The 17457-nt window shown below is 71.7% G+C and carries 16 protein-coding genes; 10 read left to right on the top strand and 6 right to left on the bottom strand.

Going from position 1 to position 17457, the window contains the following annotated elements; translation table 11 throughout:
• Window positions 1-18: 18 nt before the first annotated feature.
• Window positions 19-1050: an acyl-CoA dehydrogenase family protein gene (locus ACX6XY_RS02810; protein ID WP_460325911.1), complete on the bottom strand. Its 1032-nt coding sequence runs from the start codon at window positions 1048-1050 to the stop codon at window positions 19-21.
• 347 nt (window positions 1051-1397) lie between these two features.
• A complete protein-coding gene (locus tag ACX6XY_RS02805; protein WP_460325909.1) occupies window positions 1398-2567 on the bottom strand; it encodes an acyl-CoA dehydrogenase family protein in 1170 nt (389 codons plus the stop codon).
• 111 nt (window positions 2568-2678) lie between these two features.
• Between ACX6XY_RS02805 and ACX6XY_RS02800 the strand changes: the two genes are divergently transcribed.
• The 3 genes from ACX6XY_RS02800 (at window position 2679) to ACX6XY_RS02790 (ending at window position 5618) form a co-directional block, all read left to right on the top strand.
• Window positions 2679-3491: an SDR family oxidoreductase gene (locus ACX6XY_RS02800; RefSeq protein WP_460325907.1), complete on the top strand. Its 813-nt coding sequence runs from the start codon at window positions 2679-2681 to the stop codon at window positions 3489-3491.
• Between the two features lie 13 nt (window positions 3492-3504).
• Window positions 3505-4662: an acetyl-CoA C-acetyltransferase gene (locus ACX6XY_RS02795; RefSeq protein WP_460325905.1), complete on the top strand. Its 1158-nt coding sequence runs from the start codon at window positions 3505-3507 to the stop codon at window positions 4660-4662.
• A gap of 152 nt (window positions 4663-4814) precedes the next feature.
• Window positions 4815-5618 carry a VOC family protein gene (locus ACX6XY_RS02790; RefSeq protein ID WP_460325903.1) on the top strand — a complete coding sequence of 268 codons (804 nt, stop codon included), beginning with the start codon at window positions 4815-4817 and terminating at the stop codon, window positions 5616-5618.
• Here ACX6XY_RS02790 and ACX6XY_RS02785 read toward each other — a convergent pair.
• The 4 genes from ACX6XY_RS02785 to ACX6XY_RS02770 are packed head-to-tail and all read right to left on the bottom strand — an operon-like array spanning window position 5593 to window position 9171.
• Window positions 5593-6738 carry an NAD(P)H-dependent flavin oxidoreductase gene (locus ACX6XY_RS02785; protein WP_460325901.1) on the bottom strand — a complete coding sequence of 382 codons (1146 nt, stop codon included), beginning with the start codon at window positions 6736-6738 and terminating at the stop codon, window positions 5593-5595. The two genes, ACX6XY_RS02790 and ACX6XY_RS02785, sit on opposite strands and share 26 nt — an antisense overlap.
• Complete coding sequence (locus ACX6XY_RS02780; RefSeq protein WP_460325899.1) at window positions 6735-7508, bottom strand: CoA-transferase subunit beta; 774 nt, start codon at window positions 7506-7508, stop codon at window positions 6735-6737. Before ACX6XY_RS02780 ends, ACX6XY_RS02785 begins: the two co-directional genes overlap by 4 nt.
• The gene (locus ACX6XY_RS02775) at window positions 7505-8386 is read right to left on the bottom strand and encodes a CoA transferase subunit A (protein ID WP_460325897.1); all 882 of its coding nucleotides are present in this window, start codon (window positions 8384-8386) and stop codon (window positions 7505-7507) included. Before ACX6XY_RS02775 ends, ACX6XY_RS02780 begins: the two co-directional genes overlap by 4 nt.
• The gene (locus ACX6XY_RS02770; protein ID WP_460325895.1) at window positions 8383-9171 is read right to left on the bottom strand and encodes an enoyl-CoA hydratase family protein; all 789 of its coding nucleotides are present in this window, start codon (window positions 9169-9171) and stop codon (window positions 8383-8385) included. The genes ACX6XY_RS02775 and ACX6XY_RS02770 overlap by 4 nt, the downstream gene beginning before the upstream one ends.
• 78 nt (window positions 9172-9249) lie before the next feature.
• Between ACX6XY_RS02770 and ACX6XY_RS02765 the strand changes: the two genes are divergently transcribed.
• The 7 genes from ACX6XY_RS02765 (at window position 9250) to ACX6XY_RS02735 (ending at window position 17286) form a co-directional block, all read left to right on the top strand.
• Window positions 9250-10026, top strand: a complete 777-nt coding sequence (locus ACX6XY_RS02765) for an SDR family oxidoreductase (RefSeq protein ID WP_460325893.1) — start codon at window positions 9250-9252, stop codon at window positions 10024-10026.
• 27 nt (window positions 10027-10053) lie between these two features.
• Entirely contained in the window at window positions 10054-10983 is a 930-nt protein-coding gene (locus ACX6XY_RS02760) for an SDR family oxidoreductase (RefSeq protein WP_460325891.1), read from the top strand.
• A gap of 347 nt (window positions 10984-11330) precedes the next feature.
• On the top strand, window positions 11331-12782 hold the full coding sequence (gene ngcE / locus ACX6XY_RS02755) for an N-acetylglucosamine/diacetylchitobiose ABC transporter substrate-binding protein (RefSeq protein WP_460326121.1): 1452 nt from the start codon (window positions 11331-11333) through the stop codon (window positions 12780-12782).
• 107 nt (window positions 12783-12889) lie between these two features.
• Complete coding sequence (locus ACX6XY_RS02750) at window positions 12890-13819, top strand: carbohydrate ABC transporter permease (RefSeq protein ID WP_460325889.1); 930 nt, start codon at window positions 12890-12892, stop codon at window positions 13817-13819.
• Complete coding sequence (locus ACX6XY_RS02745; protein ID WP_460325887.1) at window positions 13819-14748, top strand: carbohydrate ABC transporter permease; 930 nt, start codon at window positions 13819-13821, stop codon at window positions 14746-14748. The genes ACX6XY_RS02750 and ACX6XY_RS02745 overlap by 1 nt, the downstream gene beginning before the upstream one ends.
• 129 nt (window positions 14749-14877) lie before the next feature.
• Window positions 14878-16080 carry an ROK family transcriptional regulator gene (locus ACX6XY_RS02740; RefSeq protein ID WP_460325885.1) on the top strand — a complete coding sequence of 401 codons (1203 nt, stop codon included), beginning with the start codon at window positions 14878-14880 and terminating at the stop codon, window positions 16078-16080.
• Between the two features lie 117 nt (window positions 16081-16197).
• Window positions 16198-17286, top strand: coding sequence for a substrate-binding domain-containing protein (locus tag ACX6XY_RS02735; RefSeq protein ID WP_460325883.1), 1089 nt, complete (start codon window positions 16198-16200; stop codon window positions 17284-17286).
• The last annotated feature ends 171 nt before the right edge of the window (window positions 17287-17457 follow it).

The following is a 17457-nucleotide window of genomic DNA, read 5'->3' as shown; positions in this document are numbered from 1 at the left end:
CGTGCCGAAGACAGGCTGTCAGGACAGCACCCGTGCCCGGCACTGCGACGGCGTGCCCCAGGCGGTCCGCAGCGCGCGGGCCTTGCGTATCCACAGCGACAGGTCCAGCTCGTCGGTGTAGCCGAGCGCGCCGTGCAGCTGGAGCGCGGCGCGCGCGGCGGCGTACGCGGCCTCGCAGGCGGTCACCTTCGCCGCGGCGACCTCGCGGGAGGCCGCCGCGTCCTGGTCCGCGTCCTGGTCCGCGCTCGCGCCCGCGCTCGCCAGTGCGAGCGCCGCCGCGTGCACCAGCGGCTGGGCGAACTCCAGGGCGATCAGGGTGTCCGCGAGGCGGTGCTTCACCGCCTGGAACGCGCCGATCGGCTGGCCGAACTGGGTGCGCCGCCGCGCGTACGCCACGGTCCGCTCCAGCAGCGTGCGGCCCAGTCCGAGCGCCTGCGCCGCCGTGCTCAGCGCGGCGACCTCGCGGGCGTACGCGGCCGCTTCGGCCACGGCGGGCCCGTACGCGAGCGGGGGACCGCCGCCGACGACCGGCCGGGCCAGGCGGCGCGCCGGGTCGGCGGACGGCTGCACGGGCCCGGCCGACTCCGCGACCTCGGCCGTGTCGCCGTCCACGACGAGGGTGAGGTCCGCCGCGTCGGCGTCGAGCGCGTACGGCCCGGACACGGCGGGCAGACACAGCGAGGCCACCGCCTTGCCGGACGCCAGCGACGGCAGCCACGCGGCGGCGGGCTCCGGCAGCCCCAGCCGGTCCAGCCGGTCCAGGAACGCGGCGGCCGCCACCGTCTCCACAGCCGGGCCCGGCACCGCGTACCGCCCCAACCGCTCGAACGCGACGGCCAGTTCCAGCGGCAGCGGCCCCAGCCCCTGGTGCCGCTCCGGCACGGCGAGCGCGAACACACCCGTCCGGGCCAGCCGCTCCCACAGCGCCCGCCCGGCCGCCGGGTCGCCACGGGACCAGGCGCGCACCGCCGACGGTGTGTCGGCCGCGGAGAGCAGCGCGTCGAGCGAGCGGGCGAAGTCGCGTTGCTCTTCATCGAGGAGAAACCTCATCACGGGCGCCCTTCAGGAGGTCGCGTGGTGGCCGACAGGCGAAGCCGCGCCAGGCGCGCGCACCAGCCGGCACGGAAGGCCGCACCGGCTGCCGCTGGGGGAGCGAAGACGGCGGCTCGACAGCACCCGTATCGCCGGGCTGTCCGCCGGGCCCCGCTGCGGGCGGCCTCTCGGTGGATCGAGCGGTCGTCCGGCGTTGATCGGGGCCGCAGGGCCGCAGGGCCGTGCCCGTGCGGGCGTGCGGGGGCGCGCCGCTGGGCCGTGTCCGCGCGTGCGCGGGGCGGCGATGGCGGGGCCGCCCGGAACGCGGGTGGCGGGCGGGCCGTTCGCGGCCCCCGCCGGGCCTGTCATCGGCGGCCCTTCGGCAGGCCCAGGAGGCGTTCGGCGATGATGTCGCGCTGGATCTCGTTCGTTCCGGCGTAGACCGGTCCGGCGAGCGAGAAGGTGTAGCCCTCGGACCAACCGCCGTGCGCGGGCGCGTCGGCGGCCTCGTCGGAGAGTTCGCCCTGCGGGCCGAGCAGGTCGAGGGCCGTTTCGTGCAGGGCGATGTCCAGTTCGGACCAGAACACCTTGTTGAGGCTGGACTCGGCGCCGATCGACCCCCCGGCCGCGATCCGCGACGCCCCCGCGAACGTGAACAGCTGATACGCACGCGCGCCGATCACCGCGTCCGCGACCCGGTCGCGCAGCGCCGTGTCCGACGGGTCGGCCGCGTCCCGCCACAGTGCCGCGAGCCGCGCGGCCGCCGCGCTGAACCGCCCCGGACTGCGCAGTGTGAGACCGCGTTCGTTGCCCGCCGTGCTCATCGCGACCCGCCAGCCCTGGCCCGGCTCGCCGATCACGTCCCGGTCCGGCACGAAGACGCGGTCCAGGAACAGTTCGGCGAACGCGGGCTTGCCGTCCAGCCGCCCGATGGGCCGTACGGTGACGCCCTCCGCGTCCAGCGGGAACATCAGATAGGTCAGCCCGCGGTGCGGCCGTCCGGGTTCGGAACCGGAGCGGAACAGCCCGAACGCGCGGTCCGCGAACGCCGCCCGCGACGACCAGGTCTTCTGCCCGCTCAAGCGCCAGCCGCCCGCGGTCCGTACCGCCGTGGCGCGCAGCGAGGCCAGGTCCGAGCCCGCTTCGGGCTCGGACCAGGCCTGCGCCCAGACCACCTCGCCGCGCGCCATCGGCGGCAGCACGCGGGCGCGCTGCTCGTCGGTGCCGTGCGCGAAGAGCGTGGGGGCCAGCAGGCTGACGCCGTTCTGGCTGACCCGGCCGGGCGCACCGGCCGCGTAGTACTCCTCCTCGAAGACCAGCCACTCAAGCAGTGAGGCGCCCCGACCTCCGTACGCGCGCGGCCAGTTGACCGCCGACCAGCGGTCCGCGTACAGCGCGGCCTCCCACTGGCGGTGCGCCGCGAAGCCCGCCTCGGTCTCCAGGGACGGCAGGGGCGCGGCGGGCACATGGGCGCGCAGCCAGGCCCGCGCCTCGGCGCGGAAGGCCTCTTCGGCGGCGGTGAAGTCGAGGTCCATCAGCCGGTCACGCCTCCCCTTCCCTAACAAGTGTTTGGTAGATTAGCGTAGGGGGTCCCAGCCGTCGAGATCCCGGCTGCCGAGCGTCGTCGCCCCGGAAGAGGTCGGCCCATGACGAGGCCCAGCGCCAACCCGCCCCAGCCCCAGCCCCCGCCGTACGAACCGGGCCACGGGCTGCTGACCGGCCGCCATGCCGTCGTCACCGCCGCCGCGGGCGCCGGAATCGGCGGCGCGACCGCCCGCCGCCTGCTCGAAGAGGGCGCCGACGTCGTCGTATCGGACGCGCACACCCGGCGGCTGAAGGAGACCGAGGCCGGACTGGCCGCCGCGTACGGCCCCGGACGCGTCACCGCGCTGCCCTGCGACGTCACCGACGAGACCCAGGTCGCCGCCCTGTTCGACCACGCCGAAGAACGCCACGGCCGCCTGGACATCGTCGTCAACAACGCCGGACTCGGCGGCACCGCGGACCTGGCGGACATGACCGACGCGCAGTGGGACAAGGTCCTGGACGTCACACTCGGCGGCACCTTCCGCTGCACCCGCGCCGCCCTGCGCCGCATGCGGGCCGCGGGCCACGGCGGCGTCGTCGTCAACAACGCGTCCGTGGTCGGCTGGCGCGCCCAGAAGGGCCAGTCGCACTACGCCGCCGCCAAAGCCGGGGTGATGGCCCTGACCCGCTGCGCGGCCCTGGAGGCCGCGGACTTCGGCGTACGGGTCAACGCCGTGGCCCCCAGCCTCGCCATGCACCCGCACCTGGCGAAGGTCACCACGCCCGCGCTGCTCGAAGAGCTCACCGCGCGCGAGGCGTTCGGCCGGTACGCCGAGCCGTGGGAGGTCGCCAACGCCATCGTGTTCCTGGCCAGCGGCTACTCCTCGTATCTGACCGGGGAGGTCATCTCGGTGAGCAGCCAGCACGCGTGAGGAGGGCGTCGTCATGGCCGAGGCGTACATCGTCGAAGCGGTACGTACCCCGGTCGGCAGGCGCGGCGGCGGGCTGGCCGCCGTGCACCCCGCCGACCTGGGCGCGCATGTGCTGCGGGCGCTCGTCGAGCGCTCCGGGGTCGATCCGGGGGCCGTCGACGACGTCGTCTTCGGCTGTCTGGACACGGTCGGCCCGCAGGCCGGTGACATCGCCCGCACCAGCTGGCTGGCCGCCGGGCTGCCCGAGGAGGTACCCGGTGTGACCGTGGACCGGCAGTGCGGATCCTCGCAGCAGGCGGTGCACTTCGCCGCCCAGGCCGTCCTGTCCGGCACCAGCGGCCTGGTGGTCGCGGGCGGCACCCAGAACATGTCCCAGGTGCCGATCGCCTTCGCGTCCCGGCAGGCCGCCGAGCCGCTCGGCCTCACCGAAGGGCCGTTCGCGGGCAGCGCGGGCTGGCGGGCCCGGTACGGCGACGCGCCGGTCGATCAGTTCCACGGCGCGGAACTGATCGCCCGCCAGTGGGGGATGTCCCGGCGTTCTCTGGAGGAGTTCGCGCTCGGCTCCCACCGGCGGGCGCTGCGCGCCGTCGACGAGGGCCGCTTCGACCGCGAGATCGCGGCGTACGGCGAGGTACGGGCGGACGAGGGCCCGCGCCGGGACACCTCGCTGGAGAAGATGGCCGCGCTGAAACCGCTCGTCGCGGGCGGCCTGCTGACGGCCGCCGTGTCCTCGCAGGTCTCCGACGGCGCGTCGGCGGTGCTGATCGCCAGCGAGCGGGCGGTCCGGGAGCACGGCCTGACTCCGCGCGCCCGTATCCACCATCTCTCGGCACGCGGCGAGGACCCGATCCGGATGCTGTCGGCGCCGATTCCGGCCACCGCGTACGCGCTGAAGAAGGCCGGGATGACGCTGGACGCCATCGACCTGACCGAGATCAACGAGGCGTTCGCCCCGGTCGTCCTGGCCTGGCTGAAGGAGACCGGCGCCGACCCCGGCAAGGTCAACGTCAACGGCGGCGCGATCGCCCTGGGGCACCCGTTGGGCGCCACCGGCACCCGGCTGCTGACGACGCTGCTGCACGAGCTGGAGCGCACCGGGGGCAGGTTCGGTCTGCAGACCATGTGCGAGGGCGGCGGCCAGGCCAACGTCACCATCATCGAACGGCTGTAGGAATTTTTCGCGAATCCGCCGGGAATCCGCCCGTCGAGCGATGAGTTTCGCCCCGCCCGCCGGTCTGCCCTCTGCAGGGCCTCGACAGGCGACGGTCGGTGACGGGTGCCACGCTGAAAACGGCATGCGCGCACCGAGAGAGGAGCGTTTTCATGATTACCACGGACTTTGTGCAGGGCTCACCATCCTGGGTGGACCTCGGCGTCCCGGACATCCAGGCCGCGGCCCGCTTCTACGGCGCGGTCTTCGGCTGGGACTTCGAGTCCCTGGGCGAGGAGGCGGGTGACTACGGCTTCCTGCGCAAGGACGGCAAGGCGATCGGCGCGATCGGGCGGCTCACCGAGGAGGGCGCGCGGCCCGCGTGGATGGTCTACTTCCACACGGACGACGCCGAGGCCACGGTCCAGCAGGTCCAGAAGTCCGGCGGCACGGTCCGGATGCCCGCGATGGACGCCATGGGCGCGGGTACGTTCGCGCAGCTCAGCGACCCGCAGGGGGCGCACTTCGCCATCTGGCAGCCCGCCGCGATGCCGGGCCTCGAAGCCGCCGACGAGCCGGACACCCTGTGCTGGGTCGAGCTGATGACGACCGACGCGGAAGGCGCGAAGTCCTTCTACGGCGACCTCTTCGGCTGGCGGACGACCGCCTTCGAGCTGCCGGGCGACGCGGACCAGACGTACTGGATGCTCACCCCGGCCGGTCAGCCTGACGAGCGTATGCACGGCGGCCTGATGGAGATGGGCGCCGAGAACCTCACCCTGACCGGCGGCCGCCCGTACTGGCACCCGGTCTTCGCCGTCGCGGACTGCGACGCCACCGTCGCGAAGGTGACGAGCAACGGCGGCGCCATCCAGATGGGCCCGGAGGACGCGGAGGGCGTCGGCAGGCTGGCGGTCTGCGCGGACCCGTCCGGAGCGGAGTTCGTCGTGCTCAATCCCGACTCCCCGGAGGGCTGAGCGCTTCGAGCGCGGTGAGGGTCTGCCGGGCCTCGGCGATGATCCGCTCCACCAGCTCGGCGCAGCCGGGCAGGTCGTCGATCACCCCCGCGACCTGCCCGGCGGCCATCACCCCGAGATCCGTGCGGCCCTCCACCATCGCGGCCCTGAGCAGCATGGGCGTGTTGGCGGCCAGCAGCAGCTGCCCCCAGGTCAGCCGCTTGCCGTGCTTCAGCGCCCGCCCGTCGCGGACCAGACCGGCCCAGCTGAGCCCGGACAGCCGCCGGAAGGCGGCGGCGTGCCGCACGGCCCGCAACAGGGCGGCCGCCCGGCCCGACCGCTCCAGCGAGTCCACCAGCTCGGTACGGAGCATCCGGTGCGGCAGCCCGTCCACTCGGGTGGTCACCGTGACGTCCCGCACCGAGGCGGCCAGGTACCGCGCCTTCACCGCGTCCGGCACCGTGCTGTCCGCGGTGAGCAGGAACCGGGTGCCCATCCCGATCCCGGCCGCCCCGTAGGCCAGGGCCGCGACCAGGCCGCGGCCGTCGTGGAAGCCGCCCGCCGCGATGACCGGGATGTCCACCGCGTCCACGACCTGGGGCAGCAGCACGGTGGTGGCGACGTCGCCGGTGTGGCCGCCGCCCTCGCCGCCCTGCACCAGGACGGCGTCGGCGCCCCACGCGGCGACCTTCTCCGCGTGCCGCCGCGCGCCGACGGAGGGGATGACCACCACCCCGGCGTCCTTGAGGCGCGCGATCAGCTCCCGCGAGGGCGCGAGCGCGAACGACGCGACCCGCACCCCCTCCTCGACGATGATCCGCGCCCGCTCGGCGGCGTCCCCGGCGTCCGCCCGCAGATTGACCCCGAACGGCGCGTCCGTACGGGACCTGACCTCCCGTACGGCCGCGCGCAGCTCGTCCGTAGTCATGGTGGCCGAGGCCAGCACGCCGAGCGCGCCCGCGTTCGCGGCGGCCGACACCAGCCGGGGCCCCGCCACCCAGCCCATGCCGGTCTGCACCAGGGGATACCGCACCCCGACCAGATCGGTCAGCGGGGTACGGACGGCCCGCGGGGTACGGATGGCCCGGCCGCCCGCCTGCTCGCCGCCCGTCTGTTCACGGTCCGTCGGTCCGGCGCTCATCCGGGTACCTCGCGGTTCCGCAGCCCTTCGGGGTCGATCAGCTCGCGTATCAGGCGGAGTTCACCCGCCGAGGGCGCGCGGGTGTGCGGAACCCGACCCGACGCCGGTACGGCGAGCGGGAAACCGGTCGCGGAGGTCACGTCGTCGACGGCGACGCCCGGATGCAGCGAGCGCAGCCGCATCGTGCGGTCCGGCGTCTCGAAGTCGAAGACGCCCAGGTCGGTGATGACCCGCGGGACGCGGTGGAAGCGGCTCGCCGCCGGACCGGCCGCGGCGGCGCGGTCGTAGCCCACGCCCGAGACCATGTCGACCTTCTCGACGAAGACCCGCCGCGCGTGCCGCGGCACCCAGTAACTGGTCGGGTTGTTCAGCGTGTTCACGGGAGCGCCGCGCACCCCGAGCAACTGCCGGGCGGGCCTGGCCCAGTCGCCGACGCAGGAGATGTTCTGGTTGCCGTACCGGTCCAGTTGGCTGGCGCCCATCATCACGTGCCGACGTCCGGTGGCGACCAGCGCGAGATGCTGCCGGTACGGCAGCCAGCCCTCCACCACGCGCGGCGCCTCGCCCAACGCCGGTACGTCCCCCATGAGTCGGGCCTCGCCGTCGGTCAGCAGCAGCTCGGGCGCGAAGGTGAGCCGGGCCAGCCGGGCGCCGATCGTGGGCACCGTGCCCATCGGGCTGGCGAGGATCTCGCCCGCGCCGCGCCAGGCCTCGGCGCAGGCGATCACGCAGTACTCGGCTCGGGTCGCGGCGGCCGTCGGGGTGCTCATACGTCCTCCGCGGGGGTCTGGTGGAAGGCCGCGACCGCGGCCTGGTACGCGTCCTCGTCCCCGGACAGGAAGCGGTCGCCGAAGGCCCGCCACCGCTCCGGATCGCGGGCGGCGTGGGCGTACGCGGCCTGGAAGGCCTCGTCGCGCCCGTAGTCGGGAGAGCAGGAGGTGAAGTGCGCGCCGCGCGGTGTCTCGGCCACACCGCTCACGAACGCGCGCTTCACGAGCAGCGTCTGCGGCCCCGCGTCCGCGTCCTTCAGCAGATCGCCGCTGTCCACGATCCGCTCGCAGGACATATACGCCTGGTCGGCCGCCTCGCAGAACAGGTCGTCGAAGTACGGGTCGGGGCCCAGATACTGGCCGTTCCCGTGCGCGTCGGCCCGGTTGAGGTGGACCAGCGCCGCGTCCAGGCGCAGCGCGGGGACGGCCACCAGCTCCTCGCCGTCCTCGTACGGTGAAGTGACCGTACGGAGCTGGGGGTTGACCCGCAGGACGTCCGAGCCGAGTCCGGCCCTGACCGGCAGGAACGGCAGCCGCTGGGCCGCCGCGGTCAGCCCCCACATGAACATCGCCTCGTCCAGCTCCGTCAGCGCGAAGGCGCCGCGCTGCCGTGCCGCCGTGAAGTGCGGTTCGAGCGGGATGGAGTCGAGCGTGACGAAGGGGGCGACCAGCCTGCGGATCTTTCCCGCGGCGGCGAGCAGCCCCACGTCCGGGCCGCCGTACGAGACGACCGTCAGGTCTTTGACGTCGGACCGCAGCAGCGCGCGGACCAGGGCCATCGGCTTGCGGCGCGCTCCCCACCCGCCGATGCCGACGGTCATCCCGCTCTCCAGGCGGGCGGCCGCCTCGTCGGCGGTCATCGTCTTGTCACGGCTCATCGGGGACCCTCCCGGTCGGCGTCGATGTCGGCGTCGATGTCGGCGTCGGTGCCGAAGGCGTCCCGGACGCGGTCGGCGACGCCGCTGAGACCGGCCTCGAAGGTGAAGCCCTGCTCGAAGCGGTAGCTGCGGTGGACGTCCACGGGGTCGATGCCGTTGATCGCGGCCTTCGCCAGCCGCAGCAGGTATCCGTCCTTGGCGGCGATCTCGCCCGCCAACTCCAGGGCGCACTTGAGGAGTTCCGCCCTCGGTGCGACTCGCCACACCGACCCGTGCCGGTGCAGCTCGGCGGCCGTGGCGGTGCGCGAGGTGTAGTACAGGGCGCGCATCAGGTGCTGGGGGACCAGCCGGGCCAGATGGGTGGCGGCGCCGAGCGCCCCGCGGTCCAGCTCGGGCAGGCCGAAGGTCGCGTCCTCGCTGGCCACGATCGCGTCGGCGTTGCCGACCAGGCCGATGCCGCCGCCCAGGCAGAAGCCGTGCACGGCGGCGACCACCGGCACCTCGCAGTCGTAGACCGCGCCGAACGCCGCGTGGCAGCCGCGGTTGGCGCCGATCAGGGCCTGGTGTCCGCCCGCCCGCCGTCGCAGCTCCTTGATGTCGACCCCCGCGTTGAAACCACGCCCGGCCGCCGTGAGCACCACGCAGCGCACCTCGGGGTCGGCTCCGGCGGCCCGCACCTCGGCGGCCAGGTCGTACCAGCCTTGTACGGGGAGGGCGTTGACCGGGGGGAAGTCCACGGTGACGACGGCGACGCCCTCTTGTGGGGTGGAGGTGGAGACACTCATCAGCGGATCAGCTACCTTTCCACCAAACGTTTGTTAGGTAGAAGGTAGCAGCGGCACGTGCGCCGCGGGAGGTGTCAGTTGGCCACGACCATCGATCTGGCGGGACAGGTCGCCGTCGTCACCGGCGGGACCCGCGGCGTCGGCGCGGGCGTCACGCGCGCCCTGCTCGAAGCCGGTGCGGCGGTCGTGATCTGCGCCAGAAGACCCCCGAGCCAGCCGGTCGCGGCGGCGGGCCGCACCGCCCGCTTCCTGCCCGTCGACCTGCGCGACCCGGACGCGGTCAGCGCGCTCTTCGCCCAGGTCAAGAGCGAGTACGGCCGCCTGGACACTCTGGTCAACAACGCGGGCGGCACCCCGTACCGACTGCTCGCCGACGGCGACGCCGGGCACGCGGCCCGCACCGTCGAACTGAACCTGATCGCCCCGCTCACGGCCTCGCTCGCCGCGTACGGCCTGATGCGCGCCCAGCGGCAAGGCGGGGCGATCGTGATGATCGGCAGCGTCAGCGGCACCCGCCCGTCACCCGGCACCGCCGCCTACGGCGCGGCCAAGGCGGGCCTCGCGAACCTGGCCCGCTCGCTGGCCGTCGAATGGGCGCCGAAGGTCCGGGTCAACACCCTGATACTCGGCATGGTCCGCACCGAGTCGTCCCACCTCCACTACGGAGACGAGGACGGCGTCGCCGCCGTCGGGCGCACCGTCCCGCTCGGCCGCCTGGCGGAGCCGTCCGAGGTGGGCGACGCGTGCGTCTTCCTCGCCTCGGACCGGGCCGCGTACATCAGCGGCGCGGCGCTGGCGCTGCACGGAGGCGGTGAACGCCCGGCGTTCCTGGACGCGGCCACCACCAACCACTAACTGGTCACTACTGAAGGGGCCTTCACCATGACGGGAATCTGCTCCGGCCGGGTCGTCGCCGTCACCGGCGCGGGCCGCGGCCTCGGCCGTGCGCACGCGCTGGCCTTCGCCGCCGAGGGAGCCTCGGTCGTGGTCAACGACCTGGGCGTCGGCCTCGACGGAGCGCTCGGTGCGGCGGGGGAGGGGACGAGCCCCGCGCAGCAGGTCGTCAACGAGATCACGTCACGCGGCGGCGAAGCCGTCGCCCACAGCGACGACATCGCCACCACCGACGGCGCGGCCAGCCTCGTCGCCACCGCCCTGGACGCCTTCGGGAGCCTGGACACCCTCGTCAACAACGCCGGATTCCTCCGCGACCGGATGCTGGTCAACCTCGACGAGGACGACTGGGACGCGGTGCTCCGCGTCCACCTCAAAGGCCACTTCCTCCCCCTGAAGCACGCCGCCGCACACTGGCGCGCGGAGGCCAAGGCAGGCCGCACACCCACCGCCCGCGTGATCAACACCAGCTCCGGAGCAGGCCTGGCGGGCAGCGTCGGCCAGGGCAACTACTCCGCGGCCAAGGCCGGAATCCTCGCCCTCACCCTGGTATCGGCCGCCGAACTGGGCCCCTACGGCGTCCAGGTCAACGCGATCGCCCCGGCCGCCCGCACCCGGATGACCGAGCGGACCTTCGCCGACACCATGGCCGCGCCACCCGAAGGCGCCGACGCCTTCGACGCCATGGCCCCGGAGAACGTGTCCCCGCTGGTCGTCTGGCTGGGCTCGGCCGCGTGCGCCTCAGTGACCGGCCGCGTCTTCGAGGCCGAAGCGGGCCGGATCACCGTCATGGAAGGCTGGCGGCGAGGGCCCGCCGCCGACAACGGCGCCCGCTGGACCCCGTCCCAGGCGGGCGAAGCCGCCCGCGTACTCCTCACGTCCGCCGCGCCCCCGCCACCGGTCTACGGAACCCGCTGAAGTCCCTTCCCGCGTAGGCGTGTTCTCAAGACCGACCTGACGAGCGCGGTCGCCGCCCGCCTGTGCCGTCGTGAGCGGCAGGTCTCAACTCGGGAAAGACTGTCGGCCAAACCGCACTCGATCTTGCCCATCCGAACGCGAGTGGACTATACCTGTCCGCGTCTGCGTACCTGTTCGACCGGCCGTAAGTCCGGGACAGAGAGGGGCGAGGGCACTGAAGGCGTCAACTGCCGTTTCACTCAGGCACATCCGGGACAGCGTCGTACGACCCCAGCCGCACACCAGCGCGGCGCCGGGGAGGGTCCCGTTCACCGCCTGAGTCCTGTAGAAGGCGAGTGATGAACAGCATGGGTCCCACTTCAGCCCACCACGGTCCAGGCGGCCTCGGCCGTCGCGACCTGATCAAGCGCTCCGCCGCGCTCGGTCTGATAGCCGTACCGACCATGAGCATCCTTTCCGCCTGCGCCAGCGGCGGCGGCGACAGCGACGACGAGAAGGTCGACAAGGGCGAGAAGACCGAGGACAACCCCCTCGCCGTCAACGAGAGCGCGGGAATGGAGTTCGTCCTCTTCAACGGCGGCTTCGGCGAGGAATACGCCAAGGACGCGGTCAAGGAGTACGAGAAGAGGTTCCCCAAGGCCAAGGTGAAGTTCCGCTCCACGACGGAGATCACCCCGGAGCTCCAGCCGCGCTTCAACAGCGGCAGCCCGCCGGACCTCATCGACAACTCCGGCGCCAAGCAGATGGACCTGGGCGTCCTGGCCAGCAAGAACCAGCTCGCCGACCTCACCCCGCTGCTGGACGCGCCGTCCATCGACGACCCCGCCAGGAAGGTCCGGGACACCCTGCGCCCCGGCATCGTCGAGATGGGCCAGCTCGACGGCGACCCCGTGCTGATCATGTACTACGCGTACACCGTCTACGGCGTGTGGTACTCGAAGAAACTGCTCGCCTCGCTGGACGCCGAGTACCCGGAGAACTGGGACGACATGCTCGCCGTCTGCGCCAAGGCCAAGAAGAAGGGCATCGCGCCCTGGACCTACGCGGGCAAGCACCCGTACTACCTGCCCTTCTCGCTCTACCCGATGATCGCCAAGGTCGGCGGCCGCGAGGTGCTCGACGCGATCGACAACCTCGAACCGAACGCGTGGAAGCACCCCGCCGTGAAGGCCTGCTTCGAGGCGTACTACGAGCTGTACAAGAAGGGGTACATCCTCAAGGGCACGCCCGGCCTGGACCACATCCAGTCGCAGACCGCCTGGACCGAGGGCCAGGCCCTGTTCATCCCCAACGGCTCCTGGGTGGAGAACGAGGCGGCGAGCACCATGCCGAAGGACTTCGACCTCGCCGTCTCCGCGCCCACCGGGCTCGACGACTCGGACAAGATGCCGTTCGGCACCCTGTGGGCGGCCGGCGGCGAGTCCTTCATCGTCCCGGCCCAGGCCAAGAACCCCGACGGCGGCATGGAGCAGCTGCGCATCATGCTCAGCGAGGCCTCGTCGAAGAACTTCACCAGCAAGGTCAAGTCGCTGACCGCCTACAACGGCGGCACCGACGGGCTCGACCTGACTCCGGGCCTGGCGTCCGGCGTCGCCGCCCTGGAGAAGGCCGGGGACAACGTCGTCAACCCGCGGCTGCAGGACTGGTACGTCGCCCTGCAGAAGGAGAAGATCGGCGTCGGCGGTCTCGGCGAGATGATGGCCGGGCGGCTCACGCCCGTCGAGGCCATCAAGAAGATCCAGAAGTACGCCGACGACACGGCCAAGGACGACTCCATCAAGAAGTACCAGCACCGCTGAGTGCGACCGGGAGCCCGGTCCGGTCCGGTCACGTGCCGGCCTGACCGGGCCCCGGTGCCTGATGTACGAAAACCCCGCGGCGTGCGGGAAGATCGGGGTCGGTGTTCATGCAACACGGTAAGTACCGTTTCATCGTGGGGTTCTTGGTCGCCCCTTTGTCGCTCTACCTGCTCTTCGTCATCTGGCCGTTCATCCAGTCCATCTACTACTCGTTCACGGACTGGACCGGTCTGAGCCCCGACTTCAAGCTGGTCGGCGTCGACAACTACACCAGAATGCTGGACGACGAGGTCTTCTGGAAGTCACTCCAGCACAGCCTGACCTTCGCGGTGCTGCTGCCCCTGGTCACGGTCGGCCTGGCGCTGTTCTTCGCCTTCATGATCAACGTCGGCGGGCGGCGGCGTAAGGGCGCGGCGATCGCCGGTGTGCGCGGCTCGGCGTTCTACAAGATCGTGTACTTCTTTCCGCAGGTGCTGTCCATCGCGATCGTCGCCCTGCTGTTCCAGTTCGCGTACAACCCCAACAGCGGCGCGCTCAACTCCGCCCTGCAGGCGGTCGGCCTGGACAGCGTTCAGCCGGACTGGCTCGGCGACCCCGACCTCGCGCTGTGGTGTGTGATGGCCGTGCTGATCTGGTCCACGGTCGGCTTCTTCGTGGTGCTGTTCTCGGCGGGCATGGCCTCCATACCCAAGGACTTCTACGAGGCCGCGCTGCTGGACGGCGCGAACCGCGTCACCACCTTCTTCAAGATCACCCTGCCGCTGCTCTGGGACACCGTGCAGTCCGGCTGGATCTACATGGGCATCCTGGCGCTGGGCGCGGAGTCCTTCGCGGTCGTCCAGATCATGACAGTGGGGCCGAGCGGCGGCGGACCCGACTACTCCACCATCGTCATGCCGCTGTACGTCTACCAGAAGGCCTTCCGGGACGGTCAGGCCGCCTACGCGACCACGATCGGTGTCGCCCTGCTCGTCGTGACGCTGCTGTTCGCGGCGATCGTGATGCGGCTGGGCCGACGCGAGCGGCTGGAGTACTGATGAAGACCACCGACGCCAAGCCCGCCGACGCCCCCCGAGGCGGCGTCCAGCTGGACAAGCGGCCGCACCCCGAGCCGCGCGAGAAGCCCGCGAAGGGCGGCGCCGAGGGCCGGGTGCTCAACGTCTTCTCGCACGGCATCCTGATCCTCTGGGCCTTCATGGTCGTGATGCCGCTGCTGTGGGCGGTGATGACCTCCTTCAAGACCGACCGGGACATCTTCACCTCGCCCTGGTCGCTGCCGGACCGACTGCACTTCGAGAACTGGTCGCGCGCCTGGGGATCGGCGCATATGAGCGACTACTTCGCCAACACCCTCATCGTGGTCGGCTTCTCGCTGGTCGGGACCCTGCTGCTGGGCTCGATGGCGGCCTATGTGCTGGCCCGGTTCGAGTTTCCGGGCAACCGTTTCCTCTACTTCCTCTTCATCGGAGGAATGAGCTTCCCGATCATCCTGGCCCTGGTGCCGCTGTTCTACGTGATGCAGAACCTCAGCCTGCTGAACACGCTGCCCGGACTGATCCTGGTCTATATCGCGTACTCGCTGCCGTTCACCGTCTTCTTCCTCACCGGCTTCTTCCGTACGCTGCCCACCTCCATCGCGGAGGCCGCCTTCGTGGACGGCGCCTCGCACACCCGGACGTTCTTCCAGGTCATGCTGCCGATGGCCAAGCCGGGACTGGTCAGCGTGGGCATCTTCAACTTCCTGGGGCAGTGGAACCAGTATCTGCTGCCCACGGTGCTCAACACCGAGCAGGAGAACAAGGTGCTCTCCCAGGGCCTGGTCCAACTCGCCGTCAGCCAGGGCTACAAGGGCGACTGGTCGGGGCTCTTCGCCGGTCTGGTGATGGCGATGCTGCCGGTGCTCGCCGCGTACATCGTCTTCCAGCGCCAGGTCGTCCAGGGCCTCACCGCGGGGGCGCTGAAGTAGCCGGGGGCGGGTGTCAGGACCCGCCCGCACCGGATCCCCGTCCCGTCGAGGACTTGACTGCGCTCTCGCCGAGAGCTCTGCTTGGACTTCATAACTTGTATGGTCCACAGGGCAGAGGTGAATGAGTCAATGGAGACTCCGGGGTCGCAGTCGTCGCTGCACCGGGCCAATCTCGAACGGGTGGTCCGCGCGGTACGGATGGCCGGATCGCTCACCCAGGCGGAGATCGCCAGGACGACCGGCCTGTCGGCGGCCACGGTCTCGAACATCGTGCGCGAGCTGAAGGACGGCGGCACCGTCGAGGTCACGCCCACGTCGGCGGGCGGACGGCGGGCCCGCAGCGTCTCGCTCAGCGGAGACGCGGGCCTGGTCGTGGGCGTCGACTTCGGGCATACGCACCTGCGCGTCGCGATCGGCAACCTCGCCCACCAGGTACTGGCCGAAGAGGCCGAGCCACTGGACGTGGACGCCTCGGCGGCCCAGGGCCTGGACCGGGCGAGGGAGCTGGTGGACCGGCTGATCGAGGGGTCGGGCGCCGACCGTTCCAAGATCGTGGGCGTGGGGCTCGGGGTGCCGGGGCCGATCGACGTGGAGTCCGGCACCCTGGGCTCCACCGCGATCCTGCCCGGCTGGTCGGGCACCAACCCGGCCGAGGAGCTGACGCGGCGGCTCGGCGTGCCGGTGTACGTCGACAACGACGCCAACCTGGGCGCGCTCGGCGAGCTGGTCTGGGGCGGCGGCCGCGGCGTCAAGGACCTCGCGTACATCAAGGTCGCCAGCGGGGTCGGCGCGGGGCTGGTGATCAACGGGCGGATCTACCGCGGCCCCGGCGGCACCGCGGGCGAGATCGGGCATATCACCCTGGACGAGTCGGGCCCGGTCTGTCGCTGCGGCAACCGCGGCTGTCTGGAGACCTTCACCGCCGTCCGCTATGTGCTGCCACTGCTTGAACCCAGCCACGGCACGGATCTGACCATGGAGAAGGTGGTCCGCCTCGCCCGCGAGGGCGATCCGGGCTGCCGCCGGGTGATCGCCGACGTGGGACGCCATATCGGCAGCGGCGTCGCCAACCTCTGCAACCTCCTCAACCCCAGCCGGGTGGTGCTCGGCGGCGACCTCGCCGACTCCGGCGAGTTGGTGCTCGGGCCGATCCGCGAGTCGGTGTCCCGGTACGCGATCCCCAGCGCGGCACGGCAGTTGTCGGTGCTGCCCGGCTCCCTGGGCGGCCGCGCCGAGGTGCTGGGCGCGCTCGCCCTGGCGCTCAGCGAGATGGGCGATTCGACCCTGCTCGACGGCACGCCGTCCGCCGAGCCCATGCCTTCACTTAGCTAACGGATGGCACCGTTGTCATCTCGTTAAGTTTTTACTCCTTGACGGCAATGTTGCGGCCGAGTTGACTTCGAGCCACCTCGGCCGCAACGACGCGGCCACGTCAGGGAGGCACCCCACATGAACGCAGTGACGCGCCGCGTCGTGATAGGCACCGCCGCGGTTTCCATGGCACTGGCCATGACCGCCTGTGGCAAGGCGGGCGGCGACGGCGACCAGGCGAACGGCGACGGCAAGTCCATCGGCCTGCTGCTGCCCGAGAGCAAGACCACCCGCTACGAGTCCTTCGACCGCCCGCTGATCGAGGCCAAGGTCAAGGATCTGTGCGCGGAGTGCAAGGTCGACTACAAGAACGCCAGCGAAGACGTCGCCGTCCAGAAGCAGCAGTTCGACGACCTGGTCGCCTCCGGCGCCAAGGTGATCATCCTCGACCCCGTCGACTCCGCCGCCACCAAGAAGTGGGTGGGCGACGCCGTCGAGAAGGGCATCAAGGTCATCGCCTACGACCGCCTCGCCGAAGGCCCGGTCTCGGCGTATGTCTCGTTCGACAACGAGAAGGTCGGCCAGCTCCAGGGCGAGGGCATCGTCGCCGCGCTCGGCGACAAGGCCGCGGACGCCGACGTCGTGATGATCAACGGCAAGGAGAGCGATCCCAACGCCGCCCTGTTCAAGAAGGGCGCGCACTCCGTCCTGGACGAGAAGGTCGGCAAGATCGTCTACGAGCAGACCGGCGAGTGGGACCCGAAGATCGCGGGCGAGAAGATGGGCGGCGCCATCACCTCGCTCGGCAAGGACGGCTTCGACGCGGTCTACTCGGCCAACGACGGCATGGCCGGCGGCATCGTCGCCGCCCTGGAGTCGGCCGGCGTCAAGGACGTGCCGGTCGGCGGCCAGGACGCCGAACTCGCGGGCATCCAGCGCATCCTGAAGGGTACGCAGGAGTTCACCGTCTACAAGCCGTACAAGCCCGAGGCCGATCTGGCCGCCGAGATCGCGGTCAAGCTGCTGAACGGCGAGAAGATCGACTCGCTGACCACCGGCACCATCGACAGCCCCAGCGACCAGGGCATCCCCGCGGCGCTGCTCGAAGCCAAGGTCGTCACCAAGGACACCGTCAAGGACACGGTCGTCGCGGACGAGCTCTACAAGGTGAGCGAGATCTGCACCTCGGAGTTCGCCAAGGCCTGCGCGGACGCGGGCATCAAGTAGTCCCCGCGCGCCGGACGGAGCCGCACCGGCCGTACGGACGTCCCGCACGGCGTGCCCGACAGTCCCGCACGGCGTGCCCGGCCTGAGGCCTCACCCCGCCGCCCAGGCCGGGCGCGCCGTGCGCCGCGTACCGGCGATGCCCGCGTACCGGCGCGATGCCTGCGTACCAGC

The organism is Streptomyces sp. O3, from assembly GCF_054788135.1.
This window is presented reverse-complemented; position numbering and strand designations above follow the sequence as displayed.

Excerpts from the sequence above, each read along its gene's own strand:
- ACX6XY_RS02750 (WP_460325889.1), top strand. The coding sequence starts at position 12,890 with ATGCAACACGGTAAGTACCGTTTCATCGTGGGGTTCTTGGTCGCCCCT.
- ACX6XY_RS02810 (WP_460325911.1), bottom strand. The coding sequence starts at position 1,050 with ATGAGGTTTCTCCTCGATGAAGAGCAACGCGACTTCGCCCGCTCGCTC.
- ngcE (WP_460326121.1), top strand. The coding sequence starts at position 11,331 with ATGGGTCCCACTTCAGCCCACCACGGTCCAGGCGGCCTCGGCCGTCGC.
- ACX6XY_RS02800 (WP_460325907.1), top strand. The coding sequence starts at position 2,679 with ATGACGAGGCCCAGCGCCAACCCGCCCCAGCCCCAGCCCCCGCCGTAC.
- ACX6XY_RS02735 (WP_460325883.1), top strand. The coding sequence starts at position 16,198 with ATGAACGCAGTGACGCGCCGCGTCGTGATAGGCACCGCCGCGGTTTCC.
- ACX6XY_RS02745 (WP_460325887.1), top strand. The coding sequence starts at position 13,819 with ATGAAGACCACCGACGCCAAGCCCGCCGACGCCCCCCGAGGCGGCGTC.
- ACX6XY_RS02780 (WP_460325899.1), bottom strand. The coding sequence starts at position 7,508 with ATGAGCACCCCGACGGCCGCCGCGACCCGAGCCGAGTACTGCGTGATC.
- ACX6XY_RS02770 (WP_460325895.1), bottom strand. The coding sequence starts at position 9,171 with ATGAGTGTCTCCACCTCCACCCCACAAGAGGGCGTCGCCGTCGTCACC.
- ACX6XY_RS02795 (WP_460325905.1), top strand. The coding sequence starts at position 3,505 with ATGGCCGAGGCGTACATCGTCGAAGCGGTACGTACCCCGGTCGGCAGG.
- ACX6XY_RS02805 (WP_460325909.1), bottom strand. The coding sequence starts at position 2,567 with ATGGACCTCGACTTCACCGCCGCCGAAGAGGCCTTCCGCGCCGAGGCG.
- ACX6XY_RS02740 (WP_460325885.1), top strand. The coding sequence starts at position 14,878 with ATGGAGACTCCGGGGTCGCAGTCGTCGCTGCACCGGGCCAATCTCGAA.
- ACX6XY_RS02790 (WP_460325903.1), top strand. The coding sequence starts at position 4,815 with ATGATTACCACGGACTTTGTGCAGGGCTCACCATCCTGGGTGGACCTC.
- ACX6XY_RS02760 (WP_460325891.1), top strand. The coding sequence starts at position 10,054 with ATGACGGGAATCTGCTCCGGCCGGGTCGTCGCCGTCACCGGCGCGGGC.
- ACX6XY_RS02785 (WP_460325901.1), bottom strand. The coding sequence starts at position 6,738 with ATGAGCGCCGGACCGACGGACCGTGAACAGACGGGCGGCGAGCAGGCG.
- ACX6XY_RS02775 (WP_460325897.1), bottom strand. The coding sequence starts at position 8,386 with ATGAGCCGTGACAAGACGATGACCGCCGACGAGGCGGCCGCCCGCCTG.